Origin of the sequence: Kaistia adipata DSM 17808 (genome assembly GCF_000423225.1) — a bacterium.
GTDB lineage: Bacteria > Pseudomonadota > Alphaproteobacteria > Rhizobiales > Kaistiaceae > Kaistia > Kaistia adipata.
The window spans coordinates 465,473-481,248 of record NZ_AUHO01000007.1 but is presented as its reverse complement, the minus strand read 5'-3'; the positions used below and the strand labels follow the sequence as shown (position 1 = coordinate 481,248).

Here is a 15,776-nt window from a genome sequence, read left to right as displayed (position 1 = left end):
AGCTGATAGGCGAGCACCGCTGCTCTGCCCGCTCGCTGGCAATGGGATTCAAGCAGGCCGTCGCATCACTTTTCGAGCCAGCCGCTCCAGCATCGGTCGGCGCCTGACGAACGCTCTGAGACGGCCCCATCCCAACCTCGGCCAGGCGCGCCATGATCGGCCGTCCATGATGTCCACCAGGGGGATGCGCTGAACGCCGAAGGTGCGCTTGTGCGCGTAGTCGCCGATGGTGAAATCGAACGTCCGAATCCCCCTGCCGTGCAGGGCTTGCATGGTTCGGCCAATGACCAACCGTCCCGGCGAGCAATTGGCCCAACGGCCATCACTCGCTGCGCTGATGCGCAAGATGGCAAAATGATCGTCATGTGCCACGCCGAGCAGGCCTGCAACGAACTCATCGCCCGCCTTCAGCGCCGAGAGCACGATCGAGCCGTCTTCCAGGCCGTCAAATACCAGCTCTCGATAGAACCGATCATAGTCCGGCGCATCGAGCAGATAGGGCAATCCGAGCGACTGGATGCGTTCGCGCTGCTGCGCCGACATGAGATCATAGAAGCGCTCGGCCTGCTGCCGGTCCTCGGCAACGACGAAGCGTGCACGTTCGTCCCGAGTGAAGACCCTCCACTTGCGGGCCAGTTCCTTCCGATTGTGCCGGCCCAGACTGCTGAGCCACGTGTCCCAGTCAGATTCAATGCGAACGAAATTGCCGAACAGTCTGGAGGCCTCGCCTCCGAGTGCCAGTACCAGCGGATTGGGACGCCCGTCGATCGTCGTCATCATCTTGGAGAATTCGATCAGGTCCGCCGGCGGCAGCGCCGCGCGGACCGCCTGCCAGAGCTCGCGTGCGCCAGCTTCGTCGAGAGGCGCGGCCGGGCCGAGCAAGGGCGCATTGTAATCCGTGATGCCGAGATCTGCGGTCTCGATGGTCCGCAACCAGCCGTGGCGCAGGATCAACGGCAGCCCCATGACGTCGGTGCCATTGCGATCCGCGACATGAACGATGATCGGCTCGATATCAGCACGACCGAAAAAGCTCTCATACCAGCGCGACAGCCAGCGGGCGCCCTGAAACGGCGACGCGAGTGGCGCGGCGAGGAGCCCACGCCAACGCGGCGCAGCGTCATCCCACGACCGATCTATCGTGACGGCATAAGTCATGCCGAACGGCCCCGCCTGCCACCTTCTGCCTCTCTCGATCGATCTGCCATGCGGCCCGTTGAATGAGACATCGGGCGTGAGACAGTCAGGCGGCCATCAACGATGCCGATATCACTGGGCATTCCACACCTTCAACACAGCCTGACCCCACAGATCAGGCTAAAGAATCGCCCCGGTCAGCCAGCTGCCGAGGGCTGCATCGAGCTAGGGCCGGAAACTAGGTCCCTGCCAGTTAAGAAACCTGTCACCCACCCCGGCCTCGACCAGCAGGATCGCGGATCGCGACGGCATCGGGAACGCAGTGGCGAGCGGCCCGAATTCGAGGCTTTCCGCCGCCTTCCCCCAGGCATGGCCGGATCGCGCGGGCGGCAGCGTGACTTCGACATCCTCGCCACCGCCATGGAGGAGCAGGCAGAGCCGCGCGCCCGTTTCCGGCTCGGACAGAACCATGCCGAGCGTCCGCAGCGCCGGATCGTTCCAGTCCCGATCCGCGAGCGCGACGCCGCCGGGACCGATCCAGACGACATCGGGAACGCTCGCGTCGCCGAGCGGTCGCCCGATCAACGGGCGCGGATCGCGCAGGGCGGGATGGGCGGCGCGCAGGGCCAACAGACGCGCGGTGAAGGCGATCAGGTCGTCGTCGGCCGACGCCCAGTCGAGCCAGGTCGCCAGATTGTCCTGCGCATAGGCGTTGTTGTTGCCGTTCTGGCTGCGGCCGAGCTCGTCGCCCATCGCGAGCATCGGCGTGCCGCGCGAGAAGACCAGCGTCATCAGGAGCGCCCGGACATCGGCGCTGCGGCGGGCGAGGATGGCCGGATCGGTGGCGCTCCCCTCGACGCCGTTGTTCCAGGACTTGTTGTCGTCGGTGCCGTCGCGATTGTGCTCGCCGTTGGCGCCGTTGTGCTTGTGCTCATGCGCGACGAGATCGGCGAGCGTGAAGCCGTCATGCGCGGTGACGAAGTTGATGCTGCGATCGACGCCGCGATGGCGCGGCGCGAAGATGTCGGCCGAGCCGGCGAGCCGGGTGGCGAGATCGCCGATCCTGCCGGCATCGCCGCGGAAGAATCGCCGCACCGTGTCGCGATAGCGGTCATTCCACTCGCCCCAGACGGCCGGGAACGCCCCGAGTTGGTAGCCGCCCGGGCCGATGTCCCAGGGTTCGGCGATCAGGATCCGGTCGCGCAGCATCGGGTCCTGCGCGATCGCGGCGAGCAGCGGCGCGGTGGGGTCGAAGCCGTCCGCCCGGCGCCCGAGCGTGGTTGCGAGGTCAAAACGGAAGCCGTCGATGCCCGTGCGCTCGACCCAGGCCCGCATCGCGTCCAGGACGAGGCGAACCACCGGCGGACGGTCACAGGCGAGGATGTTGCCGGTGCCGGCGTCATTGACATAGAGCGCCGCATCGTCCGGCTGGAGCCGGTAGTAGCCGGCATTGTCGAGCCCGCGCATCGAGACGGTGGGGCCGAGGTGATCGCTCTCGCCGGAATGGTTGAAGACGACGTCGAGGATGACGGCGATGCCGGCTCCGTGCAGCGCCGCGACGGCGGCGGCCACCTCGGCGAAGCCGCCCGGCGCCAGGCGCGGATCCGGCGCCATCCAGGCGATCGGGTTGTAGCCCCAGTAATTCGAAAGCCCGAGCGACGGCAGATGGCGCTCGTCGAGCCAGGCGGCGACCGGCAGCAGCTCGATCGTCGTCACGCCGAGCCTTGTCAGATGCGCGATCGAGGCGGGATGGCCGAGGCCGGCGAAGGTGCCGCGCATCGCCTCCGGCACGGCCGGATTGAGCTTCGAGAAACCGCGCACATGCAGCTCGTAGATCACCTGCCGGTCCCAGTCGACCGGCGGATCGAGGCGGGGCGCCGGCCGGTCGAAGGGCAGGGTGACGATCGCCTTCGGCACATGGGGCGCGCTGTCGCGCTCGTCGCTCGCAGCACCCAGCCGACGGGCGTCGAACAGTGCGTCATGCAGGACGAACGGCCGGTCGAGCGCCAGCGCATAGGGATCGACCAGGAGCTTCGCCGGGTTGAAGCGCTGTCCTTCTTCCGGCCGCCACGCCCCCTCGGCGCGCAGGCCGTAGCGGTCGCCCGGCCGGATCCCGTCGATATGGCCGTGATGGACGTCGCCGGTGCGCGCCGGCAGGCGGATGCGCCGAAGCTCGACCTCCCCGGCCGCGTTGAACAGGCAGAAGAAGACGGCCTCGGCATCGGCGGAATGGACGGCGACGTTGACGCCGGTCGCGGTCGGCGTGACGCCGAGCGGCTCCGGCGCGCCATCGCGAACCGCGTCCGTCGACATCAGCCGTGCCCGGCCGCGAGTTCGCGATAGAGCCGGGCATAGGCGGCGGCAGGACGGGTCCAGGAGACGTCGGTCCGCATCGCGTTTTTCTGCAGCTTCTTCCAGGCCGCTCGGTCGCGCCAGAGCTCGAAGGCGCGCGTGAGCGCGTTTTCGAAGGCGTCGCCTGTCACCGGGTTGAACTGGATGCCGGTGCCGGCGCCCGAAGCGATCGCCACCTCGTTGGCGTCGATCACCGTGTCGGCGAGCCCGCCGACACGGGCGACGAGCGGCAGCGCGCCGTAGCGCAGGGCGCAAAGCTGGGTCAGGCCGCAGGGCTCGAAGCGCGACGGCACCAGGATGACATCCGCCCCGGCCTGGATCAGATGGGCGAGCGCCTCATCATAGCCATTAACCACGCCGACGCGGCCGCCATGCGCAACGGTGGCATGGGCGAAGCCGCCGGCCAGCGCCGGCTCGCCCGAGCCGAGCATGGCGAGCTGGCCGCCCCCGGCGACCAGCGCCGGCAGCCGATCGAGCAGCAGGTCGAGCCCCTTCTGCCAGGAGAGCCGGCTGACAACGCCGAAGACGAGCGCGTTCGGATCGGGATCGAGGCCGAGCCGCTGCTGCAGCGCCTTCTTGTTGGCGGCGCGCGCCGAGAGATGGGCGAGATCATAGGGGGCGGCGATCATCGGGTCGGCGGCCGGGTTCCAGACGCCGGTGTCGATACCGTTCAGGATGCCCGAGACGGCGCTGCCGCGACTGCGCAGCAGGCCGTCGAGCCCCATGCCGCCCTCGGGCGTGCGGATCTCGGCCGCATAGGTCGGCGAAACGGTCGTCACCCGGTCGGCAAGCTGCAGGCCGGCCTTCAGGAAACCGATCGTGCCGTAATACTCGACGCCGTCGATGGCGTAAGCGCGCGCCGGCAGGCCGAGCGCCGGTAGCAGGTCGCGCCCGAACTGGCCCTGGAAGGCGAGGTTGTGCACGGTCATCACCGTCGGCACGCCGGGCCTGTCGGAGTAGCGGAGATAGGCCGGCACCAAGCCGGCCTGCCAGTCATGCGCGTGGATCACGTCGGGCTTCAGCGCCGGCACGAGACCCTGGCCGAGATCCGCCGCGACGCGGGCGAGCGCCGCGAAACGCAGCGGATTGTCGATCCAGTCCTTGCCGTCGGCATCGACATAGGGATTGCCCGTCCTGTCGTAGAGATGCGGCGCGTCGAGCACGAGCAGGTCCAGCCCCTTGGCCTGGCCCTTGAGCAGCCGCGCCGGATGGCCGAACAGGTTCGCGAAGGTCTGGACGACCTCCCCCTTCTTCAGCGCCGTCATCACCGCCGGATAGCCCGGCACCAGCGTCGTCACGGCCACCTCCTCGGGCGCCAGCGCGCCCGGCAGCGCGCCGGCGACGTCGGCCAGCCCGCCCGTCTTCACCAGCGGATAGATCTCGGAGACGACGGCGAGGATTTTCAAGGTCATCAATGGGCCTTTGGAAGGAAAGCCAGGCTCTCACCCAGCCCTCTCCCACGTTCCGGAGAGGGCTGGGGTAAGGGTCTTGAAGAACGCATGATCACGTGTTCAACGCGTCGATCATGGGCTGGGTGATCAGGCAGATGCCGTTCGCCGAGCGCTGGAACCTCTGGGCGTCCAGCTCCGGGTCCTCGCCGACGATCAGCCCTTCCGGGATCTGCACGCGGGCATCGACGACGACATTGCTCAACCGGGCGCCGCGTCCGACCTCGACATAAGGCAGGATGACGCCGTTCTCGACATGCGAATAGGAGTTGCAGCGCACGCCGGTGAAGAGCAGCGCCCGCTCCAGCGACGCGCCGGAGACGATGCAGCCGCCGGACACCAGCGAGGACAGCGCATAGCCGCGCCGATTGTCCTCGTTGTGCACGAACTTCGCCGGCGGCGTCACCTCGCTATAGGTCCAGATCGGCCAGTTGCGGTCGAACAGGTCGAGGTCGGGCACGACGCTGGTCAGGTCGATATTCGCCTCCCAATAGGCGTCGACCGTACCGACATCGCGCCAGTAGCTGACCGATTCCTGGCTTGAGCGGACGCAGGAAGTCTCGAAATGATGCGCGACCGCCTTTCCGTTCTTGACGATGTTCGGGATGATGTCCTTGCCGAAGTCGCGGCTCGAATTCGGGTCGTTGGCGTCGCGCTCCAGTTCGTCGATCAGGAACTTGGTGTCGAAGACATAGATGCCCATCGAGGCCAGCGCCTTGTCCGGCTTGCCTGGCATCGCCGGCGGGTCCTTCGGCTTCTCGACGAAGGCGCTGATGCGGTCGGTCTCGTCGACATGCATGACGCCGAAGCCCGTCGCCTCCATGCGCGGCACCTCGAGGCAGCCGATCGTCACGTCGGCGCCCGAGTCGACGTGCTGCTGCAGCATCTTCTCGTAGTCCATCTTGTAGATGTGGTCGCCGGCCAGGATGACGAAATACTTGGCGTCGTAGTCCTTCAGGATGTCGAGGTTCTGATAGACCGCGTCGGCCGTGCCCCGGTACCACTGGTCCTCCGAGACGCGCTGGCTGGCCGGGAAGACGTCGAAGATCTCGTTGCGCTCGGAGCGGAAGAAGTTCCAGCCCCGGTTCAGGTGGCGGATCAGGCTGTGCGCCTTGTACTGGGTGGCGACGCCGATCTTGCGGATGCCGGAATTGACGGCATTCGACAGCGCGAAATCGATGATGCGCGACTTGCCGCCGAAATAGACCGCCGGCTTGGCGCGCCGGTCCGTCAGTTCCATCAGGCGGCTGCCGCGTCCACCCGCCAGCACGAAGGCCATGGCACTACGCGCCAGCGGCGCATTGGTCTGCGGCCGATCCATCCTCAGTCCCTCCCGAAATGCTCGTTGCCCTGCAGTGTTTTTCTCATCTCACCCCGTCCCGCCGGTCGCCTCATGGATCCCACTCGAAGAAGACCGTCGAGAGCGGAGGAAGAACGAGACGGACCGAGGCGGGGAAGCCGTGCGCCGGCTCCGCATCCGCCTCGACCGCGCCGAAATTGCCGACTCCGGAACCGCCATAGGCGGCCGCGTCCGAGTTCAGGATCTCGCGCCAGCGCCCCGTCTCCGGCACGCCGACGCGGTAGCCGTCGCGGACAACGGGGGTGAAGTTCGAGACGACCAGCACCGGCCGGTCGCCCGGCGCGCCGAGGCGCAGGAAGGCGAAGACCGACTGCGCCTTGTCATCCGGCACCACCCAGCGGAACCCGTCGCCCTCGCAGTCGCGCGCATGCAGCGCCGGGCGGTCGCGATAGGCGTGGTTCAGGTCGCGGACGAAATCCCGGAGGCCCGAATGCGCCGGCTCGACCATCAGGTGCCAGTCGAGGCCCTGGTTGAAGTTCCACTCGTTGCGCTGGCCGAACTCCTGCCCCATGAACAAGAGCTTCTTGCCGGGATGGCCCCACATGAAGCCGTAATAGGCGCGGAGGTTGGCGAATTGCTGCCATGGGTCGCCGGGCATGCGGCCGAGGATCGAGCGCTTGCCGTGCACGACCTCGTCATGGCTGAGCGGCAGCACGAAGTTCTCGGAGAAGGCGTAGAGCAGACCGAAGGTCAGCTTGTCGTGGTGGTAGCTGCGATGCACCGGCTCGAGCGACATATAGTCGAGCGTGTCGTGCATCCAGCCCATGTTCCACTTGAAGCCGAAGCCGAGGCCGTTCTCGTGCGCCGGCTTCGACACGCCGGGCCAGGCGGTCGATTCCTCGGCGATCGTCACCGTGCCGGGATGAACGCCGTAGCAGAGCTGGTTGACCCGGCGCAGGAAGGCGACGGCGTCCTTGTTGTCGTTCGAGCCGTCCGGATTGGGCAGCCACTCGCCCGCCTTGCGCGAATAGTCGAGATAGAGCATCGAGGCGACGGCATCGACGCGCAGGCCGTCGACATGGAAGCGGTCGAGCCAGTAGAGCGCGCTCGCGGCGAGGAAGTTCGCCACCTCGGCGCGGCCGAAATCATAGATCGCCGTGTTCCAGTCCGGATGGAAGCCGCGGCGCGGGTCGGCGTGCTCGTAGAGCGGCTGGCCGTCGAAATGGGCGAGGCCGTGCCGGTCGGTCGGGAAATGCGCCGGCACCCAGTCGAGGATGACGCCGAGGCCGGCCTGGTGGGCGCGGTCGACGAAGCGGGCGAAGCCCGAGGGGTCACCATGCCGGCGCGTCGGCGCGAACAGGCCGATCGGCTGGTAGCCCCAGCTGTCGTCGAGCGGGTGCTCGCTGACCGGCAGCAGTTCGAGATGGGTGAAGCCCATCTCGACGGCATAGGGGATCAGCCGGTCGGCCAGTTCGTCATAGGTGAGGAAGGCGTTGCCTTCCTTGCGCTGCCACGAGCCGAGATGCACCTCGTAGATCGCCATCGGCCGGCGCCGCGCCTCGCCCGTTTCGCGCTGGCGAAGGAATTCATCGTCGGACCAGGCGAAATTGTCGGTGCGGGCGACGACCGAGGCGGTCGAGGGGCGCAGCTCGCCGGCGAAGCCGACTGGATCGGCCTTCAGCGGCTGGACCACGCCATTGGCCGAGACGATCTCGTATTTATAGATCGCGCCGGCGCCGAGGTCGGGCGCGAAGATTTCCCAGAGGCCGCTGTCGACGCGCTTGCGCATCTGGTGGCAACGACCATCCCAGCCGTTGAAATCGCCGACCACCGATACGCGCGAGGCATCCGGCGCCCAGACGGCGAAATGCACGCCGTCGACGCCCTCGTGATTGCGGAGGTGGGCGCCGAGCCGTTCATAGAGCTGCCGGTGCGTGCCCTCGACGAGCAGATAGTCGTCGGTGGCGCCGAGCACGCCGACGAAGGAATAGGGATCGTGGAAGGTCCAGCCGCCGCCGGGGTTCTCGGCCCGTAGCCGGTAGCGAAAGCGCCGGTCGCGTCCCGGGATCAGGCCCTCGAAGAAATCCGTGCCCGGACGCCGTTCCAGCGGCGCCACCCGGCGCCCCTCCCGATCCTCGACCGCGAGGGTCTCGGCATGCGGGACGAAGGCACGGATGACGAGACCGTCATCCGTCTCGTGCGGCCCGAGAAGCGCGAAAGGATCGCCATGGCGCGCGGCAACAAGAGCTTCGACATCCGACACGCTCGCCCGCCAACCCGTCATCGCGCCCCCTTCCGCGTCGCCTATCCGGCCGGCCTGACGGGCACGTTCCAGATCCCCCCGGCATATTCCGCAATGGTGCGGTCCGAGGAAAACCAGCCGACCCGTGCCGTGTTCGTCAGGCTCGCTTTCCACCATGCTGCTCTGTCGAGCCACAGGGCGTCAACGTCTCGCTGCGCGGCATAGTAGGAATCGAAGTCCGCCGTCACCAGGAAGTAGTCGTGATGGCGCAGCGCCGTGGTCAGCGCGGCGAAGCGCCCGGGCTCGCCCGGCGAGAACAGGCCGCTCTCGATCGCCTCCAGCACGTCGGACAGCATGCGCGATCTCGCGATCGTGTCCTGCGCGTCGATGCCGGCGCCGCGACGCAGCGCGACCTCGTCGGCCGTTAGGCCGAAGATGAAGATGTTGTCGTCGCCGACGCGCTCCTTGATCTCGACATTGGCGCCGTCGAGCGTGCCGATGGTGAGCGCGCCGTTCAGCGCCAGCTTCATGTTGCCGGTGCCGGACGCCTCCATGCCGGCGGTCGAGATCTGCTCGGAGAGATCGGCGGCTGGAATGATCATCTCGGCCAGGCTGACATTGTAGTTCGGCAGGAACACCACCTTGAGCAGGTCGCGCACGGTCGGATCGTTGTTCACCACCTGCGCGACGTCGTTGGCGAGCTTGATGATCAGCTTGGCCTGATGGTAGCTCGCCGCCGCCTTGCCGGCGAAGATCTTCACGCGCGGCACCCATTCCTTGTGCGGTTGGGCGCGCATCGCCTGGTAGAGCGCGATCGTCTCGAGGATGTTGAGCAGCTGGCGCTTGTATTCGTGGATGCGCTTGATCTGCACGTCGAACAGCGCGTTCGGGTTGACGCGGATGTCGAGCCGGTCGCGGATCAGCCGCGCGAGCTCCACCTTGTTGTCGCGCCGCACGGTCGCGACGGCGTCGTGCAGCGCCGCGTCGCCGACCTGGGGCTCCAGCCTGGCCAGCGCCTCGGCGCTATCGAGGATACCGGCACCGCAGGTGTCGACCAGGATGCGCGTCAGCCCCGGATTGGCCTCATACAACCAGCGGCGGAAGGTGATGCCGTTAGTCTTGTTGTTGATGCGGCCCGGATAGACCTGATCGAGATCGTGGAAGATCGTCTTCTGGATCAGCTCGGAATGCAGCGCCGAGACGCCGTTGATCGAATGCGAGCCGATGAAGGCGAGATGGCCCATGCGCACGCGCCGGCCATTGTTCTCATCGATCAGCGACACCGAGGCCAGGAAGCGGCCATCCGCGCCCTCGACCTTCTTGGCCTTCTCCAGGTGGTAGGCGTTGATCAGGTAGATGATCTGCATGTGGCGCGGCAGCAGCCGTTCCAGGAGCGACACCGGCCAAGTCTCCAGCGCCTCGGGCAACAGCGTGTGGTTGGTGTAGCCGAGCGTGCGCGTGGTGATGTCCCAGGCCTCGTCCCAGGGAATGTCGCGCAGGTCGACGAGGATGTGCATCAGCTCGGCGACGCTGAAGGCCGGATGCGTGTCGTTCAGCTGGATCGCCACCTTGTCGGGCAGCGAGCGGATCTCGCCATAGGTGCGGATATGGCGATACACGAGATCCTGCAGCGAGGCGGAGACGAAGAAATACTCCTGCCGCAGACGCAGCTCCTGCCCGGCCGCGCTCTCGTCGCTCGGGTAGAGGATCTTGGAAATCGTCTCGGCCCGCACCTGCTCGACGAAGGCGCCGATATGGTCGCCCGAGTTGAAGGCGTCGAGGCGGAGCGGATCGACCGCGCGGGCAGACCACAGGCGGAGCGTGTTGACATGGCGGCCGCGCCAGCCGGCCATCGGCGTGTCATAGGGCACCGCCTCGATTGTCTCGGATGGGTGCCAGACATAGCGCGCGACGCCGGAGGGCGTCATCGTCGCCTCGACCGTGCCGCCGAACTGGATGTCGTAGAGCACCTCGGGCCGCTCGAACTGCCACGGATTGCCGAAGGAGAGCCAGGTCTCGGGATATTCCTGCTGCCAGCCGCCCTTCACCACCTGGCGGAACAGGCCGTGATCGTAGCGGATGCCATAGCCATAGGCGGGGATCGACAGCGAAGCCATGGAATCCATGAAGCAGGCGGCGAGCCGCCCGAGGCCGCCATTGCCGAGCGCCGCGTCCGGCTCGACCGTCTTCAGCCGGTCGAGATCGACGCCGAGATCGCCGAGCGCGGCGCGGAAGGTCTCGGTCAGGCCGAGATTGTTCATCGCGTCGAACAAGAGCCGACCGATCAGGAACTCGAGCGACAGGTAATAGACGCGCTTGCGGCCCTCGGCATAGGTCGCCTTGGACGAGGCGATCCAGGGATCGACCATGCGGTCGCGCACGGCGAGCGCGGTGGCGACGAACCAGTCGCGGTCGCTGGCCGTGACGGCATTCTTGCCGACGGCGTAGGTCAGCTTGGCGTTGATCGCATCGCGGGCCGCCTCGACATCGGCGGGAGACGGCGGCGCGCCGAACGGGCGCGAGCTCTCTCCGGCCGCGACTGTCCCGGCTGGATTCGTCTTGACGGTATCGTGCATCGGTATGGCCTCGTCTGGCAGCGCGCTTTATTCCGTCCCCGACCCGCGGCGTCGTCCGGGCCGGCTCCTGATCCATGCAACAACGATGCCGGATCGGGATGGGCGTTCCGGAACGGCCGGAATGCCCCAACGCGGCGCCTCATCGCGAGGATACCTTATCGCATCGCGCGTTTCGTTACGACGACAGCCTGTTTTTTTGGGCTGACGATCGTCGCTGCCCGCCAGACATTCCGTTCGACCTCGCCCCTTCGGCATCGATGGGGACGCACCACGCCGCCCGACCCTCGCCGTCATCCCGCCCCCCCCCCGAGCCGGGATCCATACAGTCGAGACATCGGGAGCTTCGAACGGCCAGCGGCGCGGCTGTATGGATCCCCGCCTTCGCGAGGAGGACGGCAGAGCGAGGGCCGACAACCGGGGCACCCCGAACGAAAACAGCCGGAGCATTGCCCGGCCGTTCTCTATCATCAGGCGACGTCGCCTCAGGCGTTGGCGAAGCTGTCGCGGAACATGCGGTTCAGCTCGGCGACCACGGCGTCGCCCGGCTCGCCGGCCTGCAGCGCCGCGTTGATGCGCTTCGAGGCGGCGTCCTGGAACGCCATGTAGCCATTGTGGCGCGGGCGGACCCAGGCGCCTTCCAGCGTCGCGCGGGTGTTCTCGTAGAAGCCGTGCGTCGGTGCGTTGACGGCCGGGTCTTCCCAGGCCACGGCGTGGCCGGGCTGGCCGCCATTCGACGCATAGGGGTCGCGCTGCACATCGGCGCTGGCGAGCCAGTAGGCGAGATCGATCGCCGCGTCGCGGTTCTTCGAATAGGCCGAGACGGCGATGCCGGTGCCGCCGAGCGCCGAGCCGACCGGGCCAGCCGTGCCGAGGACCGGCATGTCGGCGAAGGCGAGCCGGTTCGGCCGGAAACCGTCCGTCGCATAGCTGACATAGCCGTAGAGCAGCGGCGCGACGGCGATGTCGGAGCCTTCCGCCGCCAGCTTCTCGAACACCTGGATCGGGTCGCTGTCGAAATCGGCCATGCCGTTCGCGGCGAGCTTGGCCAGGAAGTCGTAGACGCGGACGCCGACGGCGGGATCGATCAGGTCGCCGGGGCCGGTCACCGTGCAGGGATGGCCGAGATTGGCGGCGAGCGAATAGAAGCTCATCAGCGAGTGCGGCGCGCGAAACGGCACCAGAGCCTTGCCGGGCCCGAGCGCGAGCACCTCGTCCCAGGTCTTCGGCGGCGCCGCGACCAGGTCCGGGCGATAGGCGAGCACCGGCGTCGCCGCGTCGATCGGGAAGGCCCACTGGTGGCCCTGCCAGGTGTAGCTCTTGTAGGAGGCACCGACGGAACCGGCGGCAAGCGCCTCGCGCTCCGCCTCGCGGCCGGCGACGTCGAGCGGCGCCAGGCAGCCTTCCTTGGTGATCTGGCCGACATGCGGATGGTCGATGACGATCAGGTCATAGGCGCGCGCCAGTTCCTCGACCGGGAAGCTCTCGAAATCCTGCAGCGAGCGCTTGTCCCATTCGACCTGGACGCCCGTCTCCTTCAGGTAGAGCTCGGCGCAGGCGACGACCGGATCGTAGCCGCGCGGGTGGCTCCAGGTCATGCCCTTGAGCGTGATCGGCTTGGTCAAAATCTCTTCCCCCTCGGTCATGATCGCCCGCCTCACGCGACCGGATCATGGCTGACAATGAACATTCGGCCGGCGGACCGGCATGGCTGCGAAATCCGCGAGGCTTCGGCGCCGTGGCGACGCCGAAGCCGGAAGCGTCAGAGGCCGAATTCGGCCCGGATCGCGTCGGTGTGCTCGCCGATGCGCGGCGCGGCGACCGCGCTTGTCGGGCGCTTGCCGTCGACGCGGATCGGCGACCGCGTGGTGACGACACGCACGTTGTCGGCCCGCTCCACCGTCTGCAGCATGTCGAGCGCGGTGAAGCCCTCGCTCTTCAGGAGCTCCGGCCATTCAAGCACCTTGGCGCACCAGACGTCGGCTGGCTCGAGGATCGACAGCCAGTGGTCGGTCGTCTCGGTGGCGAGCTTCGCGGCGATCAGCTGCTTGATCGTGTCACGCTCGGAGAACCAGCTCTTCGGCTGGTCGCGATAGGGCTCAAGCTCCGGCATGCCCAGCAGGTCGCCGAGCTTCGAGACCGGCATCATGGCGACCGCGAGGAAGCCATCCTTGGTCGGATAGATGCCATAGGGGGCCGAGAGATAGGCATGCGCGCTGCGGAAGCTGGCGCGCGTCGGCTTGCGGCCGCCATCGTTCAGATGCGTCGTCAGCACCTCGAACTGGAAGTCGATCAGCGCCTCGATCAGGCTGGTCTCGACATGCGAGCCCCTGCCCGAGATGCCGCGCTTGACCAGCGCCGCCAGGATGCCCTGGCAGAGCGCTGCGCCCGCCAGCATGTCGGCGATGGCGAGGCCGAACGGCACCGGACCCTGGCCCTCGTCGCCGTTCAGCCAGGTGACGCCGGAACGCGCCTGCGCCAGCAGGTCCTGGCCCGGCCGCGTCACCCACGGACCTTCGTCGCCATAGCCGGTGATCGAGCCGTACACGACGTCCGGGTTGATCGCCTTGACCGTCTCGTAGCCGAGGCCGAGGCGGTCGATCACGCCGGGGCGGAAGTTCTGCATGACGACATCGGCCCTGGCGAGCAGCTTCTTCAGGCTCTCCAGCTCGACCGGGTTTTTCATGTCGACGGCGTAGCTCTCCTTGTTGCGGTTGATCGCATGGAAGAGCGTCGAGTCGCCGCCGATCTCGGTATCGGTCAGATAGAGGCGGCGGCAGAGATCGCCGCCGTCCGGGCGCTCGATCTTGATGACACGGGCGCCGAGATCACGCAGCCGGAGCGCGCAATACGGGCCGGACAGGAACTGGCTCAGATCGACGACGAGCAGGCCGTCGAGCGGCAGATCGGACTGGGACATTCTTGGCCTATTTCTTCTCGACCTGATCGGCGAAGGCGGCGGGATCGCGGTAGGCGACGGTCTGCAGGTGCTCGCAATACAGCACCAGCTCGCCCTCGCCCTTGTAGACTTCGTAGGAGGCGCGGATCAGGCCCATCTTCTCGTATTTCGGACGCTTATCGATGTTGGTGCGGACGGTGTAGATCGTGTCGCCGATGAAGACTGGCTTGATGAAGCGCAGCTTGTCGTAGCCGTAGGAAAAGGCGTTGACGCAGTTCGTCGCGACCAGGCCGAGCCCGGCCGAGAAGACGAACGCGCCGGCGACGAGCCGACGACCGAACACGCCCTCGCTCTCGGCGAACATCTGGTCCTGGACATAGGGATGGATGTCGGTGACCAGCGTGTTGAACAGGTGGGACTCCCCCTCGCCGATGGTGCGGCGGAGCGAGCGGATCTTCTGGCCGACCGGCCAATCCTCATAGAGCCAGTTCTCCGCATTCCAGACCGGCAGGTCGGCGTGCTCCTTCGGCATGTCCCGCGGATGGGTCGATTCCACGCCGACGGTCGGCGCAAAGGTCTGGGCTGCCATGGCCTCATCCTCCCTCGAAAACAGAATTCATATATCAATCATTCACTTACCCGCAAATCAAGCGCTCGCGGATGAATTGATTGATTTGATCGGGCCCGCCTATTCCGGCAGCCCAGGAACCGGCGTTGCCGGCGCCGCTGCCGAGCGGAACGCCGCCTCGACCAGCGCCATGGTGTGCCAGGCATCCTCGACCGAGGTGACGAGGCTTTCATCCTCGCCGGCGGCGTAGCGCTGCAGGTTGGACATCACGCCGGCGAAGGCATGCGGGAACCAGCCGCCGGCGAGCGGCACTTGCTGCCACTCGGCCTGCGGCCCCCGGCTGTCCGTGATCCAGAGCTCGTCCGGTTCGCCCTCCGGATAGTTCAAGAGCAGGCCGAGCTTGACGGAAGCCGCGCCCTTGTCGCCCTCGAAGCGGAAGGTGGCGTCCTGGAAGCGGCGGCCAAAATCATGGTCGTGGTTGATCGACAGCGTGCAGCGGACATCCGGCGCGAAGTCGAGCAGCGCCGTGGTGCGGGTCTGCGCCAGGTCGTGGCTCGCATGACCAAGCGTGCGGGCATGCACGCCGGTCGGATTGCCGAGCACGGAGCGGATCAGGTCGAGATAGTGGATCGAATGCACCGCAATTTCGACCCGCTCCATGCCTTTCAGGAACGGGAACAGATGCCAGGGCGTGACAAGATTGAGATGTACCTCGACATCGACCAGCCGCCCGAGAAGCCCCTTCTGCAACGCGTCGCGCACCGCCAGCATCATCGGCGAGAAGCGGAGCTGGAAATTCACCGCCGCCGTCAGCTGGCGCTCGCGCGCCAGCTGCAGGATCGCCGTCGCCTCGTCGAGGTCGCGCCCCATCGGCTTCTGGATCAGGACGGTCGCGCCCTTGGGCAGGCGGCGCAGGATCTCCAGATGCGCCACCGGCGGCGTGGCGAGATCGAAGACGGCGTCGCGCACCGCCACCGCCTCGTCGAGCGTGCGGAAGAACGGCACGCTCCACTGCTCGGCGAGCGCCTTGGCGCGGCCGACGTCACGATCGAAGATGCCGGCGACCGGAAAGCCGGCCAGCGCATAGGCCGGCAGATGCGCGTCGTTGACGATGCCGCCGGCGCCGATGATGACGATCGGGCGCGGCGCGGTCGGAAGCGGCCAGGCCTGCGTGAGCGTGGCGGGATCGAAGGACGTCATGAAAACCTCGTCGTGGTGTTCGCGACCGGACAATCCGGCCAGGCCGACGCGGCGGGA

10 protein-coding genes are annotated in these 15,776 nt (G+C 67.2%); all 10 read right to left on the bottom strand.

Going from position 1 to position 15,776, the window contains the following annotated elements; genetic code table 11:
• Nucleotides 1-48: 48 nt before the first annotated feature.
• The 10 genes from G539_RS24005 to G539_RS0107130 all read right to left on the bottom strand — a co-directional run bounded on the left by G539_RS24005 (nt 49) and on the right by G539_RS0107130 (nt 15,719).
• Nucleotides 49-1,158 carry a GNAT family N-acetyltransferase gene (locus G539_RS24005; protein WP_051231169.1) on the bottom strand — a complete coding sequence of 370 codons (1,110 nt, stop codon included), beginning with the start codon at nt 1,156-1,158 and terminating at the stop codon, nt 49-51.
• A 204-nt stretch (nt 1,159-1,362) separates the two neighbouring features.
• Entirely contained in the window at nt 1,363-3,450 is a 2,088-nt protein-coding gene (gene glgX, locus G539_RS24000; RefSeq protein ID WP_051231168.1) for a glycogen debranching protein GlgX, read from the bottom strand.
• Entirely contained in the window at nt 3,450-4,904 is a 1,455-nt protein-coding gene (gene glgA / locus G539_RS0107165; RefSeq protein ID WP_029074591.1) for a glycogen synthase GlgA, read from the bottom strand. Before glgA ends, glgX begins: the two co-directional genes overlap by 1 nt.
• 88 nt (nt 4,905-4,992) lie before the next feature.
• Complete coding sequence (gene glgC, locus G539_RS0107160) at nt 4,993-6,258, bottom strand: glucose-1-phosphate adenylyltransferase (RefSeq protein WP_029074590.1); 1,266 nt, start codon at nt 6,256-6,258, stop codon at nt 4,993-4,995.
• A gap of 70 nt (nt 6,259-6,328) precedes the next feature.
• The gene (gene glgB / locus G539_RS0107155) at nt 6,329-8,521 is read right to left on the bottom strand and encodes a 1,4-alpha-glucan branching protein GlgB (RefSeq protein ID WP_029074589.1); all 2,193 of its coding nucleotides are present in this window, start codon (nt 8,519-8,521) and stop codon (nt 6,329-6,331) included.
• 20 nt (nt 8,522-8,541) lie between these two features.
• Complete coding sequence (locus G539_RS0107150) at nt 8,542-11,055, bottom strand: glycogen/starch/alpha-glucan phosphorylase (protein ID WP_051231167.1); 2,514 nt, start codon at nt 11,053-11,055, stop codon at nt 8,542-8,544.
• Between the two features lie 482 nt (nt 11,056-11,537).
• Nucleotides 11,538-12,698: an extracellular solute-binding protein gene (locus G539_RS0107145; RefSeq protein ID WP_051231166.1), complete on the bottom strand. Its 1,161-nt coding sequence runs from the start codon at nt 12,696-12,698 to the stop codon at nt 11,538-11,540.
• Nucleotides 12,699-12,814: 116 nt separating this feature from the next.
• The gene (locus G539_RS0107140) at nt 12,815-13,972 is read right to left on the bottom strand and encodes a CaiB/BaiF CoA transferase family protein (RefSeq protein WP_029074586.1); all 1,158 of its coding nucleotides are present in this window, start codon (nt 13,970-13,972) and stop codon (nt 12,815-12,817) included.
• 7 nt (nt 13,973-13,979) lie between these two features.
• Nucleotides 13,980-14,540: a MaoC family dehydratase gene (locus G539_RS0107135; RefSeq protein WP_029074585.1), complete on the bottom strand. Its 561-nt coding sequence runs from the start codon at nt 14,538-14,540 to the stop codon at nt 13,980-13,982.
• A gap of 99 nt (nt 14,541-14,639) precedes the next feature.
• A complete protein-coding gene (locus G539_RS0107130) occupies nt 14,640-15,719 on the bottom strand; it encodes a Gfo/Idh/MocA family protein (RefSeq protein ID WP_029074584.1) in 1,080 nt (359 codons plus the stop codon).
• Nucleotides 15,720-15,776 lie beyond the last annotated feature (57 nt).

Coding starts and splice junctions, on each gene's coding strand:
- G539_RS24005 (WP_051231169.1), bottom strand. CDS start 1,158: ATGACTTATGCCGTCACGATAGATCGGTCGTGGGATGACGCTGCGCCG.
- glgX (WP_051231168.1), bottom strand. CDS start 3,450: ATGTCGACGGACGCGGTTCGCGATGGCGCGCCGGAGCCGCTCGGCGTC.
- glgC (WP_029074590.1), bottom strand. CDS start 6,258: ATGGATCGGCCGCAGACCAATGCGCCGCTGGCGCGTAGTGCCATGGCC.
- glgB (WP_029074589.1), bottom strand. CDS start 8,521: ATGACGGGTTGGCGGGCGAGCGTGTCGGATGTCGAAGCTCTTGTTGCC.
- G539_RS0107150 (WP_051231167.1), bottom strand. CDS start 11,055: ATGCACGATACCGTCAAGACGAATCCAGCCGGGACAGTCGCGGCCGGA.
- G539_RS0107145 (WP_051231166.1), bottom strand. CDS start 12,698: ATGACCGAGGGGGAAGAGATTTTGACCAAGCCGATCACGCTCAAGGGC.
- G539_RS0107140 (WP_029074586.1), bottom strand. CDS start 13,972: ATGTCCCAGTCCGATCTGCCGCTCGACGGCCTGCTCGTCGTCGATCTG.
- G539_RS0107135 (WP_029074585.1), bottom strand. CDS start 14,540: ATGGCAGCCCAGACCTTTGCGCCGACCGTCGGCGTGGAATCGACCCAT.
- G539_RS0107130 (WP_029074584.1), bottom strand. CDS start 15,719: ATGACGTCCTTCGATCCCGCCACGCTCACGCAGGCCTGGCCGCTTCCG.